Source organism: Pseudomonas thivervalensis (assembly GCF_001269655.1).
GTDB lineage: Bacteria > Pseudomonadota > Gammaproteobacteria > Pseudomonadales > Pseudomonadaceae > Aquipseudomonas > Aquipseudomonas thivervalensis.
In genome coordinates this window covers 155,298-178,310 of sequence record NZ_LHVE01000006.1, presented here as the reverse complement: position 1 = coordinate 178,310, position 23,013 = coordinate 155,298, and the positions used below count along the sequence as shown (strand labels likewise).

16 protein-coding genes and 1 pseudogene are annotated in these 23,013 nt (G+C 60.0%); 6 read left to right on the top strand and 11 right to left on the bottom strand.

The window, feature by feature from the left end; genetic code table 11:
* Window positions 1–170 precede the first annotated feature (170 nt).
* Window positions 171–1,364, bottom strand: coding sequence for an MFS transporter (locus tag AD659_RS06740; RefSeq protein WP_053119537.1), 1,194 nt, complete (start codon window positions 1,362–1,364; stop codon window positions 171–173).
* Between the two features lie 286 nt (window positions 1,365–1,650).
* Here AD659_RS06740 and AD659_RS06735 point away from each other — a divergent pair, with 286 nt between their 5' ends.
* Window positions 1,651–4,251 (top strand): M66 family metalloprotease, encoded by a 2,601-nt coding sequence (locus tag AD659_RS06735; protein ID WP_053119535.1) that lies wholly within the window; start codon window positions 1,651–1,653, stop codon window positions 4,249–4,251.
* A gap of 102 nt (window positions 4,252–4,353) precedes the next feature.
* On the opposite strand, the gene AD659_RS06730 is transcribed toward AD659_RS06735, so the two are convergent.
* Window positions 4,354–5,943 carry an ABC-F family ATPase gene (locus AD659_RS06730; RefSeq protein ID WP_003181279.1) on the bottom strand — a complete coding sequence of 530 codons (1,590 nt, stop codon included), beginning with the start codon at window positions 5,941–5,943 and terminating at the stop codon, window positions 4,354–4,356.
* 406 nt (window positions 5,944–6,349) lie between these two features.
* Here AD659_RS06730 and lpxO point away from each other — a divergent pair, with 406 nt between their 5' ends.
* Complete coding sequence (gene lpxO, locus AD659_RS06725; RefSeq protein ID WP_053119533.1) at window positions 6,350–7,249, top strand: lipid A hydroxylase LpxO; 900 nt, start codon at window positions 6,350–6,352, stop codon at window positions 7,247–7,249.
* Between the two features lie 127 nt (window positions 7,250–7,376).
* On the opposite strand, the gene ligD is transcribed toward lpxO, so the two are convergent.
* Both ligD and ku read right to left on the bottom strand, forming a co-directional pair.
* Window positions 7,377–9,365: a DNA ligase D gene (ligD, locus tag AD659_RS06720; RefSeq protein WP_082343523.1), complete on the bottom strand. Its 1,989-nt coding sequence runs from the start codon at window positions 9,363–9,365 to the stop codon at window positions 7,377–7,379.
* Window positions 9,366–9,398: 33 nt separating this feature from the next.
* A complete protein-coding gene (gene ku / locus AD659_RS06715; RefSeq protein ID WP_053119529.1) occupies window positions 9,399–10,289 on the bottom strand; it encodes a non-homologous end joining protein Ku in 891 nt (296 codons plus the stop codon).
* 192 nt (window positions 10,290–10,481) lie between these two features.
* On the opposite strand from ku, the gene AD659_RS06710 reads away from it, so the two are divergent.
* From AD659_RS06710 to AD659_RS06695, 4 genes and pseudogenes are all read left to right on the top strand, one after another.
* Entirely contained in the window at window positions 10,482–10,823 is a 342-nt protein-coding gene (locus AD659_RS06710) for a hypothetical protein (RefSeq protein WP_053119527.1), read from the top strand.
* Window positions 10,824–10,870: 47 nt separating this feature from the next.
* Complete coding sequence (locus tag AD659_RS06705) at window positions 10,871–12,019, top strand: PQQ-dependent sugar dehydrogenase (protein ID WP_053119526.1); 1,149 nt, start codon at window positions 10,871–10,873, stop codon at window positions 12,017–12,019.
* Between the two features lie 358 nt (window positions 12,020–12,377).
* A pseudogene (gene ilvA / locus AD659_RS06700) lies at window positions 12,378–13,376 on the top strand (threonine ammonia-lyase, biosynthetic); the annotation flags it as partial.
* A 428-nt stretch (window positions 13,377–13,804) separates the two neighbouring features.
* Entirely contained in the window at window positions 13,805–14,086 is a 282-nt protein-coding gene (locus AD659_RS06695; RefSeq protein WP_053119524.1) for a DUF1652 domain-containing protein, read from the top strand.
* Window positions 14,087–14,170: 84 nt separating this feature from the next.
* Here the strand turns inward: AD659_RS06695 and AD659_RS06690 are convergent, their stop codons facing one another.
* From AD659_RS06690 to AD659_RS06660, 7 genes are all read right to left on the bottom strand, one after another.
* Window positions 14,171–15,109, bottom strand: a complete 939-nt coding sequence (locus AD659_RS06690) for a carbohydrate kinase family protein (protein WP_053119522.1) — start codon at window positions 15,107–15,109, stop codon at window positions 14,171–14,173.
* A 12-nt stretch (window positions 15,110–15,121) separates the two neighbouring features.
* Window positions 15,122–16,609, bottom strand: coding sequence for a xylulokinase (gene xylB / locus AD659_RS06685; protein ID WP_053119520.1), 1,488 nt, complete (start codon window positions 16,607–16,609; stop codon window positions 15,122–15,124).
* A 206-nt stretch (window positions 16,610–16,815) separates the two neighbouring features.
* Window positions 16,816–18,297, bottom strand: a complete 1,482-nt coding sequence (locus tag AD659_RS06680) for a mannitol dehydrogenase family protein (protein WP_053119519.1) — start codon at window positions 18,295–18,297, stop codon at window positions 16,816–16,818.
* A 15-nt stretch (window positions 18,298–18,312) separates the two neighbouring features.
* Window positions 18,313–19,416 (bottom strand): ABC transporter ATP-binding protein, encoded by a 1,104-nt coding sequence (locus AD659_RS06675; protein ID WP_053119518.1) that lies wholly within the window; start codon window positions 19,414–19,416, stop codon window positions 18,313–18,315.
* Window positions 19,417–19,554: 138 nt separating this feature from the next.
* Window positions 19,555–20,385, bottom strand: a complete 831-nt coding sequence (locus AD659_RS06670) for a carbohydrate ABC transporter permease (protein WP_053119516.1) — start codon at window positions 20,383–20,385, stop codon at window positions 19,555–19,557.
* 10 nt (window positions 20,386–20,395) lie between these two features.
* The gene (locus AD659_RS06665) at window positions 20,396–21,331 is read right to left on the bottom strand and encodes a carbohydrate ABC transporter permease (protein ID WP_053119513.1); all 936 of its coding nucleotides are present in this window, start codon (window positions 21,329–21,331) and stop codon (window positions 20,396–20,398) included.
* A gap of 163 nt (window positions 21,332–21,494) precedes the next feature.
* A complete protein-coding gene (locus tag AD659_RS06660) occupies window positions 21,495–22,805 on the bottom strand; it encodes an ABC transporter substrate-binding protein (RefSeq protein ID WP_053119511.1) in 1,311 nt (436 codons plus the stop codon).
* Window positions 22,806–23,013 lie beyond the last annotated feature (208 nt).

The following is a 23,013-nucleotide window of genomic DNA, read 5'->3' as shown; positions in this document are numbered from 1 at the left end:
TTTGACTGGGCCGGCTTCCGGGCTCTTCAGAAGTGAGCCGCCGTCAGGGCGGAATGCTAAGCCGCCGTTCCGCAGAAACGGATATACACACCAGAGCAAGTAAATACCGAGCCTTCAAAAAAGCCAAAAACGACGCTTCCCATTCCAGAAACAAGCCCTAGCGAACGGTATTATGAAGGCACGTTCATGGCCCGACGCCGCAGCAGCAAGGTCAGCCCCAGCCCGCTGACCGACAGCAATGCCGCACAAAAGAAAATCGACGAATAACCCAGGTTCAATGCCACCGCGCCCATTAGCGGACCGGCAATCGCCAGGGCCAGATCAAAGAATACCGCATAGGCGCTCAAACCCGCGCCACGGCTGGTGTTTGGCACTTGCTTGATGGCCTCCACCCCCAGCGCCGGGTACACCAGCGACAACCCGAAACCGGCCAGCCCGGCACCGACCAGGGCGAACGGGGTGGACGGCGCCAGCCACAGCAAAGCCAGCCCGAGGGTTTCGATGCTCATGCAGGCAATGGCCGAGTTGAAGCCACCGAAGCGGGCGATGCTGGAAATGAACAACAGCCGCGCGAGGATGAAGCAGATGCCGAAGACCGTCAGGCACCAGGCCGCGCCAGTCCAGCCGCGACTGACATAAAACAGCGTGATGAAAGTGGTGAGCGTGCCATAGCCGATCGATGCCAGGCTCAGGCCCGTTCCGTACGGCGCAATGCGCGCAAACACCGCCCAGAAAGGCAAGCGCTCGCCGCGAATGACCGGCACCGACGGCTTGTTGCGAATAATCAACAGCGCCGCCGCCGCCAACAACGACAACGCGATGCCCAGGCTGGCGAACCCCAGTTCCCCGACCATCACCACCCCCAACGGTGCTCCGATGGCAATGGCCCCGTACGAAGCGATGCCGTTCCAGGAAATCGAACGGGCGGTGTGCTCCACGCCCACCTGGCCCATGCACCAACTGATGGTACCCACGCCAATCAGCCCTTGGGCTACGCCAAGCAGCAAGCGACCGACGATCAGAATCAGCAGGCTGGCTAGCGGAAAGCTTTGCAGCAAGGTCGAGAGCAGTGTCAGCAGGCCGCTGAGCACAATCCCCGACAACCCGTAGACGATCGCCCGCTTGGTGCCGACGCTGTCCGACAACCGCCCGGCCATGGGTCGGCTGAGCAGGGTCGCCAGGTATTGTGAACCGATGGTCAACCCGGCCACCACCGCGCTGAAGCCCAGCTGTTCGTGGACGTACCCGGGCAGGACGGCAATCGGCAGGCCGATGCAGAGAAAGGCGATGAAGGTGTAGAAAACGATGGAGACGATCTGCAGGGTGATCGACAGGGAGCTGGGGGCAGAGGAGGGCGTGGACATGGGGCTCGTTCGCGGGCGGCGGCAGGAGTGCTTCATCATGGCGCGGACCGGGGAGAAAAGGAAGCAGGCTAACGAATGGGTTAGCAGGTTGAATTTCAAGTTCAACGGAAGGTGCGGTGTGCTGGCCGGCGGCGCTTTTCCAGCGGCCTGTCAACTCTGACAGGTGCGCCCCACGGGTTTTGGGTATCGAATAGAACTTGGTCGTTCCAGTGACAGGGCGGCGCTGACCGCTTGGCGTATTGGAGAGGTTGGGGCGTGATCTCTTTTCTAAATGAGGGCTAAGGCTATGGATAGGAAAAATCCCCGGTTGATTTTTGATACCAGTAATCGGTCAAACGATTTACAAGGCCCGTTGTCGGCCAGCATTCAATTCGCACAAAGCCAAGTTTTTCCGGTAAAGCCAAAACCCGGAGATCGCCAGCCCTACTTGACTGCACGACGCAAGACCTTGCTCCTGGCGAAACCCCTGAGCAGCGTTTCGACTATGAGGGTCAGTGTTGCCGACCGCAACGGGGAGCTCCTGGGTTCGCTATCGATGAATAGTCCTGATCAACTGCCTAAGACCATTTACTACGATGATGATGTGCCGGACGATTGGGATTTCAATCCCCCGCCCGGACTGACCTATGTGCTAAGCGACAGCGAAATACCTCAGTTAATCGACCCTGAGGGCGTATTGCTACTACAGAAAATACAGCAGTACGCACTGGTCGAGATACCCATTACGAATGATCAATGGATCCTTATGATTTTTCTGCCGAGCAGTGCTTCGGCCGAGGGTAAGGTTGCAAGAGTTCAATCCAGCGCGGATAAAGACTTATTTGTTTTGCACAGCGGTCGTCCCGTGCTGATCCGCCGCGGGGAGTCCCATCAGTTCAAGTGTATTGCGGGACGGTGGATTCATGAAAATGAACTGATAAACCAGGCGCTTATTTACTCCGACAATACTTGGAGCGTTGAGCTTCCGGCCGACTGGATCAAAGTCGGAATCACGATGCAATTCGATGGCGACGACCTGAGCGGTCAACTGAATGAGATTCACGTAGGCGCAGAAACTGAGCTGCTTATCCATACCATTGATATCGGTATGCTGACGACGCCGCGCGATGAGTACGTATTCGCAAAAGATCCCTTGGCACAAGGAGAGTATTTTCAGACCGTTCCGATTACTCGCATGATAGTGAGCAATTATCAGTCGCTCTATTTGCGAGAAGTAATGTTCTCTAATGGCACGTTGCTGACAGACTTCGACCCGAGCGAGGGCGGATGGCACACAGGAGATATGCGGCAGCGCACGGGTAAGGAATTGATATCCCTGGGAATCAATCACGCGAATTACGGCATTAATAGTTCAGCGGGCCAAGGCGAAGCGACGCCTTATATTGTCGCCCAACTAACGGCCCATAATAACCGTGGGAAATATGTCAACGGCGTTCAAGTACATGGCGGGTCGGGTGGCGCAAGCATGGTTACCCTTGAAGCCTTTCTCGGCAATGAACTCAGTCATGAAGTAGGACACAACTATGGATTGACGCACTATCCTAGTGGCTTCAGCGGATCCGTGCACCGACCTGCTGATGCTATCAATTCGACGTGGGGATGGGACTCGAATCTTGCCAGGTTTATACCCTGTTTCGAGCCGAATGTTACCCATCGCGACGCTTGTCATGAAGATACTTGCCAGGCACCCTTTCACGGTCGGGCCTTTGGTTACGATCCCATGGCAGGCGGGCGGCCCATGTCTGAACGTAACCGCTTCACTTTGCATACGCCATATACCGCTACGCTCACTCAAGCGTTCATGGAAAGCAAAGCCGTTTTTGCATCTGATTCGCACACGGGATTTCGCAAATGGAATCCTCATCTTCAATGTATGGAGCCCTACCGCTATTGCGTTGAGGTGCTTCAGGTTTTCAATATCTCTCCTTTCGATGATATCAGCGAAGGCGTTATTTCAGCCCGGCTCGAGGAAAACGACGTGGTGAGAGCTTTTATTTCCCCACAAAATTGGGCTTCAGAATTCCATGCACCTCCCGCGTCCGCAGCCAACAATGGACGCGTTATTCAATACTATAACGGCGCAGAAAGCACTTGGCTTTATATTAATGACCAAAGTATTTTAATGGAAGCGAGTCGCACAAGGGGGTACTTGTCTAATGGTTTAATTTGGGTTGAGTGTGTATTTATAGATGCTCAAATTAACCGCGGTGTTGCTCCTGCCGATGAGTTGAGCGAATCCGCTATAGCCAATCTTTTGGCAATATACCATTTTCTGAGTGTGATTGTTACAGATGGTCATGCAGTGCGGTCCATCTATGTTCCGAATGCCTCGCCAATAAATTATGGGCGGGTCATTACGATTGAGAGTAACTCGGTCTTTAATGCGGAACTCATCATCAATGGGCTCATTATTGCAATTTTGCCCAAGGATAGAAAATATTACATATCTGGTCCGAATGGTTGGCATTCTGTCGGGCGTATCGTGGATGCGTGTGTCCAGCGGATTCCCCGCGCATTCGGAGTGCCTGTTACCACATTGGTTGGCTACGTCGATCCACAGAATGAACTGCAGAGCTATATCTACCCAGCTCTGCACGGTGCGTACGGTTTTTTATACCCGGACGATAACGATTCGTTGATTGAGGCTGATTGTCAGTTGGCGATTGAATCCGGTGATGCCGTGATGCGATTCAAGCTATTTAATTATCGTGTCGATGGCAGGGTAATGAATAAATTTCATATTAATATCGCGGAGTCTGCGCTTCAGCGCACGGCTATTTTGTATTGCTCTGGTAACGAAGTTGCAAGAAGGTCCATAGAACCGGCCACAGAGGTGCTTCATTACACTCTTCATGGCGAGGCTAAAGTTCTGTCATCGGAGCTGTAGATTACGACGACTATTTTGAACTGCAAGCCGCGAGGTGTGGCAGGGGAACGGCCTGTGAAAGGCCGTGCCCTATGCCAATTAGCGTGAAGCTTGTGGCTACCCTTAGAACACCACACCCTGGCTGCGCAGGTAATCGTCATAGGTGCCGCTGAAGTCGACCACGCCGTCGGCACTCAACTCGATGATGCGGGTGGCCAGGGACGAGACGAACTCACGGTCGTGGCTGACGAAGATCAGCGTGCCCGGGTAGTTTTCCAGCGCCAGGTTCAGCGCCTCGATGGATTCCATGTCCAAGTGGTTGGTCGGTTCGTCCATGACCAGCACGTTCGGCTTCTGCAGGATCAGCTTGCCGAACAGCATGCGGCCCTGTTCGCCACCGGAAATGACCTTGACCGACTTGAGGATCTCGTCGTTGGAGAACAGCATGCGGCCCAAGGTGCCACGCACCAGTTGTTCGCCACCCTGGGTCCACTGGCCCATCCAGTCGAACAGGTTGACGTCGTCTTCGAAGTCATGGGCGTGGTCCTGGGCGTAGTAGCCCAGTTCCGCGGCGTCGGTCCATTTCACGGTACCGGCATCCGGCTCCAGCTCATTGACCAGGGTGCGCAGCAAGGTGGTCTTGCCGATCCCGTTCGGGCCAATGATCGCCACGCGCTCACCGGCTTCGACGGTGAAGCTGAAGTCCTTGAACAGCGGCTTGCCGTCAAAACCCTTGGCCATGCGTTCGACAATGACCGCCTGGCGGTGCAGTTTCTTGGTCTGCTCGAAGCGGATGAACGGGCTGACACGGCTCGATGGCTTGACCTCGGCCAGTTGGATCTTGTCGATCTGCTTGGCGCGGGAGGTGGCCTGCTTGGCTTTCGAGGCGTTGGCCGAGAAACGGCTGACGAACGATTGCAGTTCGGAAATCTGCGCTTTCTTCTTGGCGTTGTCCGACAGCAGCTGTTCGCGGGACTGGGTCGCCACGGTCATGTACTCATCGTAGTTGCCCGGGAACAGGCGCAGCTCGCCGTAGTCCAGGTCCGCCATGTGGGTGCAGACACTGTTCAGGAAGTGACGGTCGTGGGAGATGATGATCATCAGGCTCGAACGCTGGGTCAGCACGTTTTCCAGCCAGCGGATGGTGTTGATATCCAGGTGGTTGGTCGGTTCGTCGAGCAGCAGCACTTCCGGGTCGGAGAACAGCGCCTGGGCCAGCAGCACACGCAGCTTCCAGCCTGGCGACACTTCGCTCATCGGGCCGAAATGCTGTTCGATGCCAATCCCCAGGCCCAACAGCAGTTCACCGGCGCGGGATTCGGCGGTGTAGCCGTCCATCTCGGCGAACTCGGTTTCCAGCTCGGCCACGGCCATGCCATCTTCTTCGGTCATTTCCGGCAGCGAATAGATGCGATCGCGCTCGGCCTTGACCTTCCACAGCTCTTCGTGACCCATGATCACAGTGTCGATCACGGTGAATTCTTCGTAGGCGAACTGGTCCTGGCGAAGTTTACCCAGGCGCACGTTCGGCTCGAGCATGACCTGGCCGCCGGACGGCTCGAGGTCGCCGCCGAGGATTTTCATGAAGGTCGACTTACCGCAACCGTTGGCGCCGATCAGACCGTAGCGGTTACCCGCGCCGAACTTGACAGAGACGTTTTCGAACAGTGGCTTGGCGCCGAACTGCATCGTGATGTTAGCTGTAGAGATCAAAGGTTTATCCTGCGGAACATTCAGAGTAGCTAAGGGTGCGGCAGTACCTGTTCAGTACCTGTTTGCGCACGTCCCGACCGCGCAAAGGCGTCGCGGTCGCAAGCGCAAGGGTCCATCCGGCATAAGAGGACAGCAGCATACGGAACGCCTGGCCCGGGTTTGACGTGCGCCGAAACCGGGTTTGCGATTTCGGCCAAAGGGGGGCGCGTGATAATTGGCGGCGATTGTACTGATCTGGCCGCCTAAACGATAGGGTATTGCCCGGACAAGACAGTTTTTCACACCTTCAGGATAACTTTTGGTTACAAACTGTGGCTAAAATGCCATCTCACCCGATGCCATCTCCCTTGCCGCTTGGCTGGCCCGGAGACGCAGCCTGTTCACTCCTGCATTGTGACGGACTTTCGTGAAACTCATCATTGTCGCGATCTACCTTCTCTCCATTGGCTACGTTCACCTGCGCGGGCGCGTGCGGCATAAGATCGGGCGCCAGTTGAGCGACCACTCGTCTTTTCTCGCACCGATCAATTGCCTGCTGTACCTGTGCTCGAAACTGCCCAACCGGCCTTTCCTGAGCCCGGCGCAGTTCCCTGACTTGAGCCCGTTGCAGACCCATTGGGAAGAGATCCGGGCCGAAGGCCAGAGCCTGCTGCAGGCGGGGGAGATCAAGCGTTCCAATCAGTACGATGACGTGGGTTTCAATTCCTTCTTCAAGACCGGCTGGAAGCGTTTCTACCTGAAGTGGTACGGCGACAGCCATCCCTCGGCCATGAAGCTGTGCCCACGCACCACTGAACTGGTGCAGAGCATCGGATCGATCAAGGCGGCGATGTTCGCCGAGTTGCCGCCGGGGTCGAAGCTGGTCCGGCACCGCGACCCGTATGCCGGGTCCTATCGGTATCACCTGGGCCTGGAAACGCCCAACGATGCTGGCTGCTACATCAATGTCGACGGCGAGACCTATCATTGGCGTGATGGCGAAGCGGTGATTTTCGACGAAACGTTCATTCATTACGCCGAGAACACCACCAACCATAACCGCATCATCCTGTTCTGCGACGTGGAACGGCCGATGAAGTTTCGCTGGGCCTCGGCGTTCAACCGCTGGTTCAGCCGTACCGTGATGGCGGCGGCCGGTGCGCCCAACGACGCGAGCGACAAGACGGGCGGCCTGAACCGGGCGTTCTCCAAGCTCTACAAGATCCGCTTGCAGGGCAAGGCCCTGAAGAAGCGCAACCGCCCTTTGTATTACCTGCAGAAGTGGGCTTTTTTCGGCGGTTTGCTGGCGATCTTTGTCTGGATTTGAACCGAGGCTTCATCCCCTGTAGGAGCTGGCGAAGCCTGCGATCTTTTGATCTTGATCCTTCGCCTGAGATTCAAGTGTCTGGGGAAAGATCGCAGCCTCGTTGCACTCGACAGCTCCTACGAGGGGGTCAGTCGTTGGGTTTTTGCGCATCCAACTGCTCCCACATCCTGGCGGTAATCCGCTGGCGGTGGTTGTAGCCTTCCCAAGGGTCGGCGCCCAAGCCCCTGGCCCGCTCCAGCGCGGTATAGATGTCCCATTGCTGGGCGTTGCGCAGGCTTTGCAGCTCGTCCCGGGCAATCGGTACCGAGACCGGCAGGCCTGGCCTGGCGCGTACTGAATAGGCCGCCACGGTGCTGGCCCCGCGGGCGTTGCGCAGGTAGTCGACGAATATTTTCCCGACGCGGTTCTTCGGTCCCATGGTGGCGGTGATGCGCTCCGGCATTTGCCGGGTCAGGAACTGGGAGATGGCCTTGGCGAACGCCTTGGTGGTGTCCCAGCCTTCGCTTCGCGCCACTGGCACGATCACGTGCATGCCTTTGCCACCGCTGGTCTTGAGGAAGGCCTGCAAGCCCAGTTCGTCGAGGATCGCCAAAGTCATGCCGGTCGCCTCGATCATCGCGCTCCAGGGCAGTGACGGGTCCGGGTCCAGATCGAGGACAAACAGGTCGGGCGTCTCGATCCGGTCGTGGGTCGCGGTCCAGGTGTGCAGTTCCACCGTGCCCATCTGCGCCGCGCCAACCAGCGCGTGGATGTCGTCGATTTCCATCAGGGCTGCATGGCCCGGGTCCAGTTGCGGATCCAACTGCTTGATGTGGGGAATCTCCAGGCGATCGGCGTGCTTTTGAAAGAACAGATCTTCGCCGATACCGTCCGGTGCTCGCAGCAGCGCGACCGGCCGCAGCTTGAGGTGCGGCAGGATCCAAGGGGCGATGTCCAGGTAATACTGCGCCAGCTCGGCCTTTTGCACGCCGCTGACACTGTCGACGACGCGATCGGGGTGGGTGATCGTCACGCCGTCGACCTTGGCTGCGCTGGCTTTGTGACGCCGCTGGCGTTTTGGCGTGGCGGGTTTTATCGGCAGAGGCTGCTCACGGACAACCTTGCTGGCGGGCGTATCGGGCGGCAAACCGAGGAAAATAGCCTGCAGCACCTGGTTGTCGCGGGTCCACTCGGTGAATTCGACCTCACAGGTCAGGGTCGGCTCGACCCATTGCACGCCGCGTCCCTGTGCAGCGTTGAGCGGCTCGGCCAATGGCGGAGTGTCGCGCTGCTGGGTACACAGTTGCTCGTGCAATTGCTTGATTTGCACCTGGCTGAACCCGGTGCCGACCCGGCCGGCATACACCAGTCCTGTTGGCCCATTGACGGCCAACAGCAGCGCGCCGAAACCGCTGCGCTTGCCTTGGGGGCGCGTGAACCCGACGATGACGAAGGCTTGGCGCAGCCGGCACTTGAGCTTTACCCAATCGTCGCTTCGCCTGGAGACGTAAGGGCTGCCCTGGCGCTTGCCGACCACGCTGTCCAAGGAGAGCGCGATGGCGCTTTCGAACATATCGTGCTGGCTGGCGGAAAACGATTCGGAGAAGCGCAGGCGCTTGCTGGCGTTGTTGTTGAGGGCTTTTTTCAGTGCCGCACGGCGTTCTTCCACCGGTGCCTGACGCAGGTCGACGCCATTGAGAAAGGGCGCATCGAACAGGAAATACACCATGTCGACGGTTCGGCTGATGTCGAAGGCCTGGCGCAGGGCGGCGAAATCGGAGTGGCCGGTCTCATCGAGCAGGACCAGCTCGCCGTCGAGCCAACTGTTCCCCAGGTTCAAGCCGGCCAGGGCGTCGGCATGCAGCTTCAGCCGGTCGGTCCAGTCCTGGTGATTGCGGTTGTATAACCGGACTTCGCCGTGTTCGATGCGGGTCAGCAGTCGATATCCGTGGAATTGGACTTCGTAGCGCCATTCACCGGTGGGGGGCTCCTCCACAGGCGTGGCCAATTGCGGCGACAGGCGTTCGGGCAGGCGGTTTCCAGGGAGTGTCTTTCCCCCTGTTTCGGGATTGCGAGGTGTCGTTGCGTCCGACTCGGCATTGGACAAACGAGCAGATTCACTCTCGGCGTTGGCCATGACAGATTCCCTTGTATTGCACACGCCAGGGGTTTAGCCCCGGGAGGCCTTGGTGGCTTTTTTGGCAGGAGCGGACTTGCGGGTTTTCGCAGGTTTTGCCGGGGCCTTCCCGGTGGCTTTGTCGGTGGCCTTGCCCTTGCTGCCCAGGCTGCGCTTGAGCAGCTCGGTAAGGTCGATGACATCGGCAGTCTTGCGCTGTTCTTCGCCTGGGTCGGTCTCCACAGCCTCCAGGCGGCCTTCGTTGGCCTTTTTCTCCACCAGTTCCATGATCTTGTCTTCGAAGCTGTCCCGATATTCTCGCGGCTCCCAATCACCGCTCATGTCTTCCACGAGGCGCTTGGCCATGTCCAGTTCGCCCTTGGCCAGGCTCGGGTTCGTGACCTCGTCGCCCAGTTCCAGGACATCGAGCTCACGCACCTCGGCGGGCCAGCGCAGCATCACCAGCACCAGTGCCGATTCCAGGGGCATGAGGGCGGCCAGGTGCTGGCGGGTATGCAGCACAACGTGGGCCAGGGCCACTTTGTTGGTCTTGACCAGGGTTTCACGCAGCAGGGCGTAGACCTTGCCGCCACGCTTGTCGGGGGCGAGAAAGTAGGGCGTGTCGATGTTTTGCAGGGGAATCTTCTCGCTGTCGACGAAGGAAAAGATATCGATGGTCTGGGTGGACTTGGGGTGGGCGGAGCGGATTTCCTCTTCGCTGAGCAGTACGTACTGGCCTTTCTGGTATTCAACGCCCTTGACGATGTCGTCCTTGGTCACTTCCTTGCCCGTGACCTTGTTGACCCGTTTGTAGCCCACCGGGTCCATGCTGCGTTTGTCCAGCCAGTCAAAATCCACACCTTGGGAAGACGTCGCCGATACCAGCGCTACAGGAATGTGGACCAGCCCGAAACTGATTGCGCCTTTCCAGATTGCCCGAGCCATGGTGGTGTTTTCCTTGCCGGTGGATGTCTTTCTGGTGACCTTCGCGCCTTGGGAAAAGTTTCCATTGTGGGAGCTTGCTCCCACAATGGTTCGGAGACGCTTCGTTACATCTTCACGAGGACATTTCGCTTAACAAGGGCGAACCTGCGGCGTAGCGTGCTTTCGATATGCCTGAACCCAAGAGGTGCTCGAATGAACAGGCTGATGCTCGCCATCATGGCGCTACTGCTGACCGCTGCTGCCCAGGCCGCCACGCCCGGCGCCGGCCCAATGGTCCTGGCCCAGAACCTGCCGGGCAACAACAATCCCTATAACAGCCCGACGCGTCGGGCCAATCCCAACAGCATGCAGGGCACCCGGCCCAACGTGCCGACGATTCAAAACAATCCGACCGTGCCGGTACCACGGCCTCCGACCCTGGAAAATGGCGGCATCGGCAATGGCTACCCCCGGTCGGGGCAGCCGTCGGGTTCGCCGCGACCGACCATCGAGTCTCCCACGCCACCCCGGAACAGCCAGAATGGCAACCGCTAGGCGCTGGAGCCCATTGTTCTCTTTCAACACCGCAGAAGGAAATGTGCATGTTGCGTAAAACACTCCTGGCCGCATGCTGCGCCAGCGCTGTCCTGACCGTTGCCACGCCGGCTGCTGCCGCGCCTACCCAGTCATTCAAAAGCGAAGAGGGCACCCTGGAAGTGACCACCGTGGTCAAGGGGCTGGAGCACCCTTGGTCCGTTGCATTCCTGCCTGGCCAACAGGGCATGCTGGTGACGGAGCGAGAGGGCAACCTGCGCCTGGTCAGCCCCGACGGCCAATTGTCCGCGCCCTTGAGCGGCGTACCCGAAGTATGGGCCAAGGGCCAGGGCGGCCTGCTGGACGTGGTGCTGTCGCCAGACTTCAAGCAGGACCGCACCGTCTACTTGTCCTATGCCGAGGCGGGCGCAGACGGCAAGGCCGGCACCGCCGTGGGACGCGGCCAACTGTCCGAGGACCTCAAGAGTCTGAAGAACTTCGACGTGGTCTTCCGCCAGCAGCCCAAACTGTCCACGGGCAACCACTTTGGCTCGCGATTGGTCTTCGACCGCGACGGCTATCTGTTCATTACCCTGGGGGAGAACAACGACCGACCCACCGCCCAGGACCTGGACAAGCTGCAAGGCAAGGTCGTGCGCATCTACCCCGACGGCAAGGTGCCCGACGACAACCCCTTTGTTGGCCAGAAAGACGTCCGCCCCGAAATCTGGTCCTACGGCATGCGTAATCCCCAGGGCGCCGCCCTCAATCCTTGGAATGGCACCCTCTGGGAAAACGAGCACGGGCCCCGGGGCGGCGATGAATTGAACATCATCGAGCGCGGCAAGAACTATGGCTGGCCACTGGCGACCCACGGCATCAATTATTCCGGCGCCCCGATTCCCGAAGCCCAGGGCAAGACCGTCGAAGGCGGCATTGACCCTCACCATGTCTGGCAGGTCTCACCGGGGCTCAGCGGCATGGCGTTCTATGACCATGAGCGTTTCAAGGCCTGGCAACACAGCGTGTTCATCGGGGCCTTGGTATCCGGGGAACTGATCCGCCTGCAATTGCAGGACGACAAGGTCGTCCATGAAGAGCGTTTGCTGGGTGAACTCAAGGCACGGATCCGCGATGTGCGCCAGGGGCCGGATGGTTACCTGTATGTGTTGACGGATGAAGACGACGGGGCGTTGTACAAAGTCGGACTCAAATGACGCAACGCCGGAAGCTTTTATGGCGAGGGAGCTTGCTCCCGCTGGGCTGCGTAGCGGCCCCGAGACCTGTCGCCGCAGTGCATCAGGTTGATTGCCGTCAGCTTTCGGGGGTTGCTTTGCAACCCAGCGGGAGCAAGCTCCCTCGCCACAAAAGCGGACAGCATTTGATATTTGCCATTGACTTGCCGCCAACGCACCGCTAATTTCCAGGCATGAATTCAACCGTATTGCGTAGCCAGCCAAGCATTATTACCGCCATTCCTTATTTGGCGGGCTAGCTGACGGCTGCACCGAACCCGCCCTTGAGGCGGGTTTTTTCTTTCTGTCTCCTGGGCTCCGACCGAACCAGGAGATCGCCATGACCGCTGCCCACACCGAACAAGCGCTGCTCGAGCATTACGTCAAGAAAATCCTCGCCGCGCCGGTCTACGAACTGGCCGTGCGCACACCGCTGCAATCGGCGCCTGCGTTGTCCGAAGCCCTGGGCAACCAGATCCTGCTCAAGCGCGAGGACCTGCAACCCACCTTTTCCTTCAAGATCCGCGGTGCCTATAACAAACTCGTGCACCTGACCCCGGAGCAGAGGGCCCGTGGCGTCATCACCGCGTCGGCCGGCAATCATGCCCAGGGCGTCGCGCTGGCGGCCCGGGAACTGGGTATCTCGGCCAGCATCGTCATGCCCGTGACCACGCCACAACTCAAAGTACTGGGCGTGCGCAACCGCGGCGCCGAGGCGCTGCTGCACGGGGACAGTTTTCCGTTTGCCCTGGCCCATGCTCTGGACCTGGCCGAGCGGACCGGGCGAGAGTTCGTTTCGCCTTTCGATGACCCGGACGTGATTGCCGGGCAGGGCACCGTCGCCATGGAAATCCTGCGTCAGCATCCTGGCCGGCTGGACGCGATTTTCGTGCCAGTCGGCGGCGGTGGGCTGATCGCCGGGATCGCCGCCTACGTCAAGTACCTGCGCCCGGAGATACGCATCATCGGTGTCGAGTCGCAGCATTCTGCCTGTCTCCAGGCCGCGCTGGCCGCTGGGGAGCGGGTGATCTTGCCCGAAGTGGGAACCTTTGCCGACGGTGTGGCCGTGGCGCAGATCGGTGCCCATGGCCTCGATATCTGCCGTTTCTGTGTCGATGAGGTGATGACTGTGACTAACGACCAACTGTGCGCCGCGATCAAGGACATCTATGACGATACCCGTTCCATCACCGAGCCGTCAGGCGCACTGGCGGTGGCAGGCATCAAGCAATACGTGGCGCGCACGGGCGTGCGAGGCGAGACCCTGGTGGCGATCGATTCCGGCGCCAACATCAATTTCGACAGTTTGCGCCATGTGGCGGAGCGGGCCGCGGCCGGCGTAACGGACAGTGCCGCATGACCCACCGCGATCGCGAGCAAACCCGCTCGCGTCGAACATTTTCTGTACAAGTCGACGGGCGCCCGCTCACGTGTCTGCAATTGAGGCTAATCTAGCTTTCGGCACGATCAATTCGATTGCACTTTGCATGGAAAAGTTGCCGTTTCCTTGCATTTTGCACGAGAGGCTCGCTAGGTATCGATGCTAAGTGGTTGATTTATATCAGTGCCTCGTTTCGTCAATCCAGGCATATTTTTTGCGGGATTATCAGGGAGTTCGATCAGGGAGTTCGCTTCACGGGCTCAATCATAGAAATGCCAAAAAGAACGAACGGCACGGTATTCGTAGTCCCAGTCCGCAGGGAAGAAAACGGACGAAAATACCGCCGTCGTGACATAAATTGGCCGCCTCAACAGGAGAGAGTCGCCATGTTTTTATCTGCCCTAGAAATGCGAAACATCATTGAAAGCAGCTTGCTGCCCAAGCGTTCGCAATGCACGTTGTCACCTGAGCTGACGATGACGATCAAGATCTTCGATGACCACAAGACCGATCACGTGGCCTTGGTCAAAACCGACATCGATGCCAGGAAGCTCACCGGTTGCCGGGCCATCAACGACCTGATCGCCGAGTTGCGTACGGAACTTGACCACAACCCTGCCGCTGGCAATCACTTTCATCAGCAACATCAGCGGATGACCGGGCGCTGAGTACGGCCTTGTCCTTGTCATTCTGACGCTCGGGTCCGGCATTGTCCGAACCCGGCGTCCAGCTTTTCAGTTGTAGCGCGAAACTCAGGCCAGTTGCTGCCGATAGGGCAGGTCCGGTCCGGTTTTGCCGCACGTCAGGGCGGCGGCGCGAATGGCGAACGCCAACATGGCGCTGATCTGCTCGCGGGTCAGGGTCTGCAAGCCCTCGGCCGAATCCAACTGTTGTTCAGTCAGCCACGCAATCAGCGCGGCCTGGAAGGTGTCGCCTGCACCGACGGTGTCGGCGATCTTCACCGGGCAAGCCGGCAGCGACCACGTGCCGTGCTGGCGACTGAAGACCGTAGCCCCCTGGCCGCCACGGGTCAGGAAGACCAATTGGCAACGGTGCCCCAGCCAACCCTCGATGACCGCCTGGGGCTCGATCCCTGGGTAGAGCAGGCTCAGGTCTTCATCGCTGACCTTGATCAGGTCGGCATATTCCACCAGGGTTGCGATCCGTGAGCGCCACAGCTCGATGTCCGGCTGCGGGTTGAGCCGCACGTTCGGGTCGAGGCTGATCAGGCGCCGGCCGCTTTCCCGTAGCACCAGGGCCAGCAGCGTGTCGGCAATCGGTTGGACCACCAGAGAGAACGAGCCGACATGCAAGCCACGCACTTCAGGGGCGAGGTCCGGTAGATGAGCCAGGCTCAGTTGCCGGTCCGCACAGCCTTCGCCGCGAAAGCTGTAGTGGGGCGAACCATTGGCGCCCACGGCGACCATCGCCAGGGTGGTCGGCGCGTCGAAGTCCAGCAGGTATCGAGCACTGACACCTTCATTGAGCAACACTTGCTGCAAGCGGCGGCCCAGGTAGTCGGTGGACAGTCCGGCAAACAGCGCCGATTCGACACCCAGGCGGCGCAACCCCACCGCCACGTTGAAAGGTGAGCCACCGGCAATCGCCTTGTAGTTCACCTGCGAGGCAGGGCCATCCGCCTCGGTTTCACTGAAAAAATCAAACAGCGCTTCACCACACACCAGATACATAGTTGCCCGCTCTCAAAGGGTTGCGACGTGTTGTCGATAACGTTCATAAGCCTGCTGGGACGCCGCGACGTGTGCGGCGACTGGCCGGGTTTCACTGGCCGGGTCGAGCTTGACGCAGCGCTCGCACAGTTCGGCCAGGCCGTCTTGCTGGCCTGAGTGGCACCACGCTGCCTGGATCGCCGCGCCCAACGCCGCCGCTTCGCTTTGTTCAGTGCAAATGACCGTGGTGTCCATGATGTCGGCGACGATCTGCCGCCACACCGGGCTCTTCGAGCCGCCGCCGATCAGGCGAATGCTCTGGGCCTGGAGCCCGTTGGCCCGCAGCAAGTCCAAGCCATAGCGCAAACCGAACGTCGTACCTTCGACCACGGCGCGGCACAGGTTGGCCCGGGTCAGGTTGGTGGTGGTCAGGCCCAGCAGGCTGCCGGTGGCATGGGGCAGGGCAGGCACCCGTTCGCCGTTGAGGAACGGCAGCATGGACACACCTTCTGCGCCAATCGGGGCCTGGACCACTAGGGCGTTGAAGGCGTCGATGTCCAGGTCCAGCAACTCGCGAACCGCCCCGGTGGCGTTGGTCAGGTTCATGGTGCAGATCAGCGGCAGCCAGCCACCGCTGGAAGAGCAGAACGTCGCCACTGACGGTTGCGGGCTGACCACCGGTTCAGCGGCATAGGCGTAGACCGTACCGGAAGAGCCGAGGCTCATGGTGATCACGCCGGGCTGGATATTGCCGGTGCCGATGGCACCCATCATGTTGTCGCCACCGCCACTGGCCACCACCGCCTTGGGGTTGATGCCGAGGTGCTCGGCAATGGCCGGCAGGATGCGTCCGACCGGCCGATGGGCCTCGATCAGCTCAGGCAGCGCCGCTTGCAAGCGTCCGCTGGGGTCGATGTGTTGCAGCAGCTGCACGTCCCATTGGCGGGTGCGCACGTTGAAATAGCCGGTCCCCGAGGCATCGCCGTATTCGCTGCAATGGCGACCGGTGAGCCAGTAGTTGAGGAAGTCGTGGGGCAGCAGGATGCTGGCGATGCGTTCGAACACCTGTGGATGCTGCTCCCGGGTCCAGAGCAGTTTGGAAACCGTGTAGCCCGGCGCGATCACCACGCCGAGGCGTTCGAGGCTGCCGTCTTCACCGCCCAGGTGCGCCAGGAGCCGATCGTTTTCCGGCGTCGTCTCGGTGTCGCACCACAGCTTGGCCGGGCGCAAGACCTGGCCTTGTTCGTCAAGCAGCACCAAGCCGTGTTGCTGGCCGGACACGCCGATGCCGAGGATCGCCTGGCCATCGACCCCGGCGGCGGCCAAGGCCTGGTGCGTCGCCTGGGTGAATGCATCGAGCCATTGCTGGGTATCTTGTTCACGGCGACCGTTGGCCCCGCTGATCATGCTGTGGGCAGCGGCGCCTTGGCCGAGGACCTGACCGCTGATCGTATCCAGGATCAGCGCCTTGGTGCCTTGGGTGCCGCAGTCGATGCCCAGGAACAGTTGTTGGTTTGCCATGGAAATCCTCGGTCGTCAGATCAATAACCAACAGGTAATAGCAGTTTGGTCAGCAAACACCTCTGTGGCGAGGGAGCTTGCTCCCGCTGGGCTGCGCAGCAGCCCCCCAAGGCCAGGCAACGCGGTGAGCCTGACAAATCCATGGGGTCGCTTCGCAACCCAGCGGGAGCAAGCTCCCTCGCCACAGAGAGCGGGGCGCGTCGAGCTTAGTTCGCGTCCGCCAGTACCCGCTCAAGTGTCCGTGTGACTCCGTGCTCGCGCAAGCTGTTGCAGCACCATTCGAAGGCTGCCACGAATTCGGGGGAGCGGGGGATCGCGGTACCGAAGATTTCTTCTACCTCCAGCACCCGCTGGGTCACCAGCGCATCGTCGGCCACCAATGCCTGGCAGAACGCCGCCCGTGGGTCCGGGATCGAATAGGTCACGCCGTTTTCGTCTACGCCCTTCAGGTACACCGCCCAGGCCGCGACGACCAGCGCGGCACGGCGGGTTTCACTGCCGTCGGCAATCAGGCGATTGATGGTCGGGACGGTGAATTTTGGAAACTTCGACGAGCCGTCTGAACAGACCCGTTCCAATTGGTCGGCAATCGCCTGGTTGGAAAAACGCTCCACCAGGGTGTTCTTGTAGTAGGTCAGGTCGATGCCCGGTACTGGCGCCAGTTGCGGCGTCACGTCCAGGTCCATGTAGGTGCGCATGTAACGCACGAACAGCGGATCGTTCATGGTCTCGTGGACGAAGCGATAACCCTTGAGAAAGCCCAGGTAGGTCAACGCCAGGTGGCTGCCGTTGAGCAGCTTGATTTTCATTTCCTCATAGGGGGAAACGTCATCGGTGAACTGCACGCCGACCTTTTCCCAGGCCGGACGACCGTTGACGAATTTGTCTTCCAGCACCCATTGCACGAACGGTTCGCAGACCACCGGCCAGGCGTCGTCGACACCATGTTCGTCATGCAACTGCAAGCGATGGGCCACGCTGGTCATGGGCGTGATGCGATCGACCATGGCGTTGGGAAAACTCACGTTTGCGTCGATCCATCGGCCCAGTTCCGGGTCGCGCAGCGCGGCAAACGCCAGCAACGCCTTGCGAGTCACGGCGCCGTTGTGGGGCAGGTTATCGCAGGACATCAGCGTGAACGCTGGCGTCCCCTCAGCACGGCGCTTGGCCAGGGCGGCACAGAGGAAGCCGAAGACGGTCTTCGGTGCTTCGGGATGGGCCAGGTCGTGCTGGATCTGCGACAGGTGGGCCATGAACTCGCCATTGCTGTCGTCGATGCAATAGCCACCTTCGGTGATGGTCAGCGAGACGATGCGGATCTGCGGGTCGGCCAGTTTGTCGATCAGCGCCTGGGCGCCGTCTTCGGCCAGCAACATGTCATTGATCGCGCCGATCACCCGGACTTCGGTGTCATCGGTGTCGCCCAGTTCGTACAGGGTGAAGAGGTAGTCCTGGCTGGCCAGGTCATCCCGGGCTCGGCGGTCCTCGGCCCGCAGGCCCACGCCGCAGATGGCCCAGTCCAGGTCGGCGCCGGTGTTCATCAGTGCATCGGTGTAGTACGCCTGGTGAGCCCGGTGGAAACCACCGACGCCGATGTGGGCGATGCCCTGGCGGATGTCGCCCAGAGGGTAGGCCGGCAGGGCGACTTCGGGGTTGAGGTTGTGCAGGTTTTGTCGGTTGAGTTTCATCACAAGTCTCGGCAATCAGGCGGCGGCGCGCAGCGCGCGGTTCACCGCTACGCCTTCGGCATCGAATAAATGGCAGTGTTCAGCGTCCAGGTGCAGGCTCAGTTGCTCGCCGAAACGGCTCGCCAGGTCGCCGCGAACGCGCATGGTCAAGGCTTCGCCGGACGCTGTGACGACGTGACAGAAGGTATCGCTGCCCAGCCGCTCGCTGACGTCGGCGGTGACTTGCAGGGAGCAATCGCCCGGTTGCGCCAGGTTCAGGTGTTCCGGACGAATTCCCAGGGTCACCGCACCGCCGACGCTCAGGTTGGCGCCACTGCGCGGCAGGTGGATACGCGTGCCGGCGTCCAGCAGCACTTCACAACCCTGGTTGTCCAGGGCGGTGACCTTGCCTTTGAGAAAGCCCATTTTTGGTGTGCCGAGGAACCCGGCGACAAACAGGTTGGCTGGCTGGTGATACAGCTCCAGTGGCGAGCCGACCTGCTCGATGCGCCCGCCGTTGAGCACCACCACCTTGTCGGCCAGGGTCATGGCTTCGACCTGGTCGTGAGTCACGTAGATCATGGTCGCCTGCAACTCCTTGTGCAGGCGCGCCAGCTCCAGGCGCATCTGCACCCGCAGGGCGGCGTCGAGGTTGGACAGCGGCTCGTCGAACAGGAAAATTTTCGGGTTGCGCACGATGGCCCGGCCGATCGCCACACGCTGGCGCTGGCCGCCGGACAGTTGCTTGGGCTTGCGCTCGAGCATCGGCCCCAGTTCGAGGATGCGCGCCGCTTCGTTGACCTTCTTCTCGACTTCGGCCTTGGGCACACCGGCGAGGTCGAGGGCGAAGGACATGTTCTTGCGCACGCTCATGTGCGGGTACAAGGCGTAGGTCTGGAACACCATCGCCAGGTCGCGCTTGGCCGGGCTGACTTCGGTAATGTCCCGGCCATCCAGTTCGATGGTGCCGTCACTGACTTCTTCCAGGCCGGCGATCAGCCGCAGCAGCGTGGACTTGCCGCAGCCCGACGGGCCGACGAAAACGACGAACTCGCGGTCGTTCACCTCAAGGTCGATGCCCTTGATGATGGAGAAACCTTCGAAACCCTTTTGCAGATTCTTGATTTTCAGGTTGGCCATGATGATGGGCCTCCACTTGTCATTTATTCAGTTGGCTGGGAAAGATCGCAGCCTCGTTGCACTCGGCAGCTCCTACAGGGATTGCGGAGGCTGTGAGCTGTGTGTAGGAGCTGGCGAAGCCTGCGATCTTTTGACGGTTCATTTCACCGCGCCGAAGGACAAACCGCGCACCAGCTGTTTCTGGCTGATCCAGCCAAAGATCAGGATCGGCGCACAGGCCAGGGTCGAGACGGCCGATAACTTGGCCCAGAACAAACCTTCCGGGCTGGAATAGGAGGCGATCAGCGCCGTCAGGGGGGCGGCCTTGGAGGAGGTGAGGTTCAGCGACCAGAACGCCTCGTTCCAGCACAGGATCAGCGACAGCAGTACGGTGGACGCCAGGCCGCCCTTGGCGATCGGCAGCAGCACGCGGACCATTTCCTGCCAGAGCGTGGCGCCATCCAGGCGTGCGGCCTCGAGGATGTCGCGAGGGATGTCCTTGAAGTAGGTGTAAATCATCCAGACCACGATGGGCAGGTTGATCAAGGTGTAGATGATGATCAGCGCGATCCGCGTGTCCAGCAGGCCAAATTGCTTGGCCAGCAGGTAGATCGGCATCAGCACGCCCACCGGCGGCAGCATTTTGGTGGAGAGCATCCACAGCAACGTGCCTTTGGTGCGCTGGGTTTCATAGAACGCCATGGAGTAGGCCGCCGGCACCGCGATCAGCAGGCACAGGGCGGTGGCGCTGAAGGAAATCACCACCGAGTTCCAGGCGAAGCTGAAGTAATTGCTGCGCTCGTTGATGTGCAGGTAGTTCTCCAGGGTCGGTGCGAAGATGAACTGCGGCGGCGTGGCGAACGCGTCGATTTCGGTCTTGAAGCTGGTCAGCACCATCCAGAAGATCGGAAAGAAGATCAGGACCGCGATGGCCCAGGCCAGCGTGCCCAGCAGCAGGCTTTGCAGGCGACGGGATTGTTGAAGAGTCATGGCGACGGCCTCAATGCTTGTCGGTGAGGTTTTTGCCGATCATCCGGACCAGGATGATGGCGGCGATGTTGGCAATGACCACGGCAATCAGGCCACCGGCCGAAGCCATGCCGACGTCGAACTGCACCAGCGCCTGGTTGTAGATCAGGTACGCCAGGTTGGTGGAGGCATAGCCGGGGCCACCGTTGGTGGTGGTGAAGATCTCGGCGAACACCGACAGCAGGAAGATCGTTTCGATCATCAGTACCACGGCAATTGGCCGGGCCAGGTGCGGCAGGGTCAGGTGCCAGAAGATCGCGATCGGGCCGGCACCGTCCAGGCGGGCGGCCTCTTTCTGTTCCTGGTCCAGCGACTGCATGGCGGTCATCAGGATCAGGATCGCGAACGGCAGCCATTGCCAGCTCACGATGATAATGATCGACAACAGCGGGTAATGGGCCAGCCAGTCCACCGGCTGGGCGCCGAACAGCTTCCACACCGAGGCGAGGATGCCCGAGACCGGGTGGAAGATCAGGTTCTTCCAGATCAGCGCACCGACGGTGGGCATGATGAAGAACGGCGAGATCAGCAGCACCCGGACGATGCCGCGGCCAAAAAACTCACTGGCCTCCAGCAGCGCACTGATCAATACCCCGAGGACGATACTGATCAGTAACACGCTGCCCACCAGCAACAGGGTATTGGTGGCGCCGGGCATGAAACCCGAGTCGGTCAGGAAATAGGTGAAGTTCTCCAGCCCCACGAACTCGTTTTCGCCGGGATAGAGCAGGTTGTAGCGGATCATCGAGAAGTAGACGGTCATGCCCAGCGGCACGATCATCCACAGCAGCAACAAGCCCACCGAAGGGCTGACCAGGAACCAGCCGGGGTTGGCCAGGCGGATCTTGCGTGCCGGCGGCGGAGCGATCTCGATGGGGGCTTTGGCGGTTGTAGTTGAGCTATTCATGAGTGCTTACTCTTATGCGACGCATTCCCTGTGGCGAGGGAGCTTGCTCCCGCTGGACCGCGCAGCGGGCCCATGCCGATAGGCAATCCTTTCGATCGCCAGGACGGGCTTCGCCCGCCAGCGGGAGCAAGCTCCCTCGCCACAAATGGATGTTTACAAACCTTTACTTGGGATACCCGGCGCGCTTCATCTCGCGTTCAGTGGTGGACTGCGCGGCGGTCAACGCCTGGTCCACGGTTTGCTGGCCGGTCAGGGCGCCCGAGAAGAACTTGCCCACCTGGGTGCCGATGGCCTGGAACTCGGGAATGGTCACCAACTGAATGCCGATGTAGGGCACGGGCTTGAGGGTAGGGGCTTTGGGGTCGGCGACTTTCAACGATTCCAGCGTCACCTTGGCAAACGGCGCGGCCTTCATGTATTCGTCGCTGTAGGTCGAAGTGCGGGTGCCCGGCGGTACGTTGGCGATGCCGTCGGTCTTGGCGACCAGTTGGTTGTACTCCTTGGACGTTGCCCAAGTGGTAAAGACCTTGGCCGCGTCCTTGGCTTTGGAACTGGTCGGGATGGCCAGGGACCAGGAGTACATCCACGAGGTGCCTTTATCGGTTTTTTCGTGGGGGGCGAAGGTGAAGCCGACGTGATCGGCCACCTTGCTCTGAGTCTTGTCGGTCACGAACGAACCCGCGACGCTGGCATCGATCCAGATTGCGCACTTGCCGCTGTTGAACAGCGCCAGGTTCTCGTTGAAACCGTTGCTGGAAGCACCCGGCGGGCCGGATTTCTTCATGTTGTCGACGTAGAAGTTCAGGGCATCCTTCCACTCGGGCCCATTGAACTGCGGCTGCCACTTCTCATCGAACCAGCGTGCGCCAAAGCCGTTGGCCAGGGTCGTGATCAGCGCCATGTTCTCACCCCAACCAGCCTTGCCCCGCAGGCACAGGCCATATTGTTCCTTGGATTTGTCGGTGAGTTTTTCTGCGAACTCACCAATCTGGGTCCAGGTCGGGTGCTCAGGCATGGTCAGCCCGGCGTTCTTGAACAGGTCCGTGCGGTAATAGGTGATCGAGCTTTCGGCGTAGAACGGCAGGGCGTACAGCGAGCCCTTGACCGACAAGCCATCGCGCACGGAGGGGAACACGTCGTCGAGGTCGTAGGAGGCCGGCAGGTCTTTCATTGGTTCCAGCCAGCCTTTGGCGCCCCAGAGTGCAGCTTCGTACATGCCAATGGTCAGCACGTCGAACTGTCCGCCTTGGGTGGCGATGTCGGTGGTCAGGCGTTGACGCAGGACGTTTTCTTCGAGTACCACCCAATTGAGCTTGATGTCCGGATGCTCGGCTTCGAAGGTTTTCGAGAGCTTTTGCATGCGGATCATGTCGCTGTTGTTGACCGTGGCAATGGTGAGGGTCTCTGCGCCGAAGCTGACGCTGCTGAGGGTCATGCAGGTGGAGACAAGCAGAGCTTTTACCGAAGGTTTCATCGCGCACTCCTTTTCCGCGCCCGAAGGCTACAGAAGGACAGTTATTGTTTTTGTGTCTTCCGGATGAAGGGAAGAATGTGCGCTGATTACAGCCTTCAATGAACGGCGTGACAAATCATCCGTCGCACTTTGACTGATACTTTTTTGCACTTGCACAGAGGCGTGGTCAACGAAGGGCCCTTGTGGCGAGGGAGCTTGCTCCCGCTGG

Bases quoted from the DNA above. Each gene is read 5' to 3' on its own strand.
- AD659_RS06740 (WP_053119537.1), bottom strand. From the start codon at position 1,364: ATGTCCACGCCCTCCTCTGCCCCCAGCTCCCTGTCGATCACCCTGCAG.
- AD659_RS06735 (WP_053119535.1), top strand. From the start codon at position 1,651: ATGGATAGGAAAAATCCCCGGTTGATTTTTGATACCAGTAATCGGTCA.
- ligD (WP_082343523.1), bottom strand. From the start codon at position 9,365: ATGGCCAACGCCGAGAGTGAATCTGCTCGTTTGTCCAATGCCGAGTCG.
- ku (WP_053119529.1), bottom strand. From the start codon at position 10,289: ATGGCTCGGGCAATCTGGAAAGGCGCAATCAGTTTCGGGCTGGTCCAC.
- AD659_RS06710 (WP_053119527.1), top strand. From the start codon at position 10,482: ATGAACAGGCTGATGCTCGCCATCATGGCGCTACTGCTGACCGCTGCT.
- AD659_RS06705 (WP_053119526.1), top strand. From the start codon at position 10,871: ATGTTGCGTAAAACACTCCTGGCCGCATGCTGCGCCAGCGCTGTCCTG.
- AD659_RS06695 (WP_053119524.1), top strand. From the start codon at position 13,805: ATGTTTTTATCTGCCCTAGAAATGCGAAACATCATTGAAAGCAGCTTG.
- AD659_RS06690 (WP_053119522.1), bottom strand. From the start codon at position 15,109: ATGTATCTGGTGTGTGGTGAAGCGCTGTTTGATTTTTTCAGTGAAACC.
- xylB (WP_053119520.1), bottom strand. From the start codon at position 16,609: ATGGCAAACCAACAACTGTTCCTGGGCATCGACTGCGGCACCCAAGGC.
- AD659_RS06680 (WP_053119519.1), bottom strand. From the start codon at position 18,297: ATGAAACTCAACCGACAAAACCTGCACAACCTCAACCCCGAAGTCGCC.
- AD659_RS06675 (WP_053119518.1), bottom strand. From the start codon at position 19,416: ATGGCCAACCTGAAAATCAAGAATCTGCAAAAGGGTTTCGAAGGTTTC.
- AD659_RS06670 (WP_053119516.1), bottom strand. From the start codon at position 20,385: ATGACTCTTCAACAATCCCGTCGCCTGCAAAGCCTGCTGCTGGGCACG.
- AD659_RS06665 (WP_053119513.1), bottom strand. From the start codon at position 21,331: ATGAATAGCTCAACTACAACCGCCAAAGCCCCCATCGAGATCGCTCCG.
- AD659_RS06660 (WP_053119511.1), bottom strand. From the start codon at position 22,805: ATGAAACCTTCGGTAAAAGCTCTGCTTGTCTCCACCTGCATGACCCTC.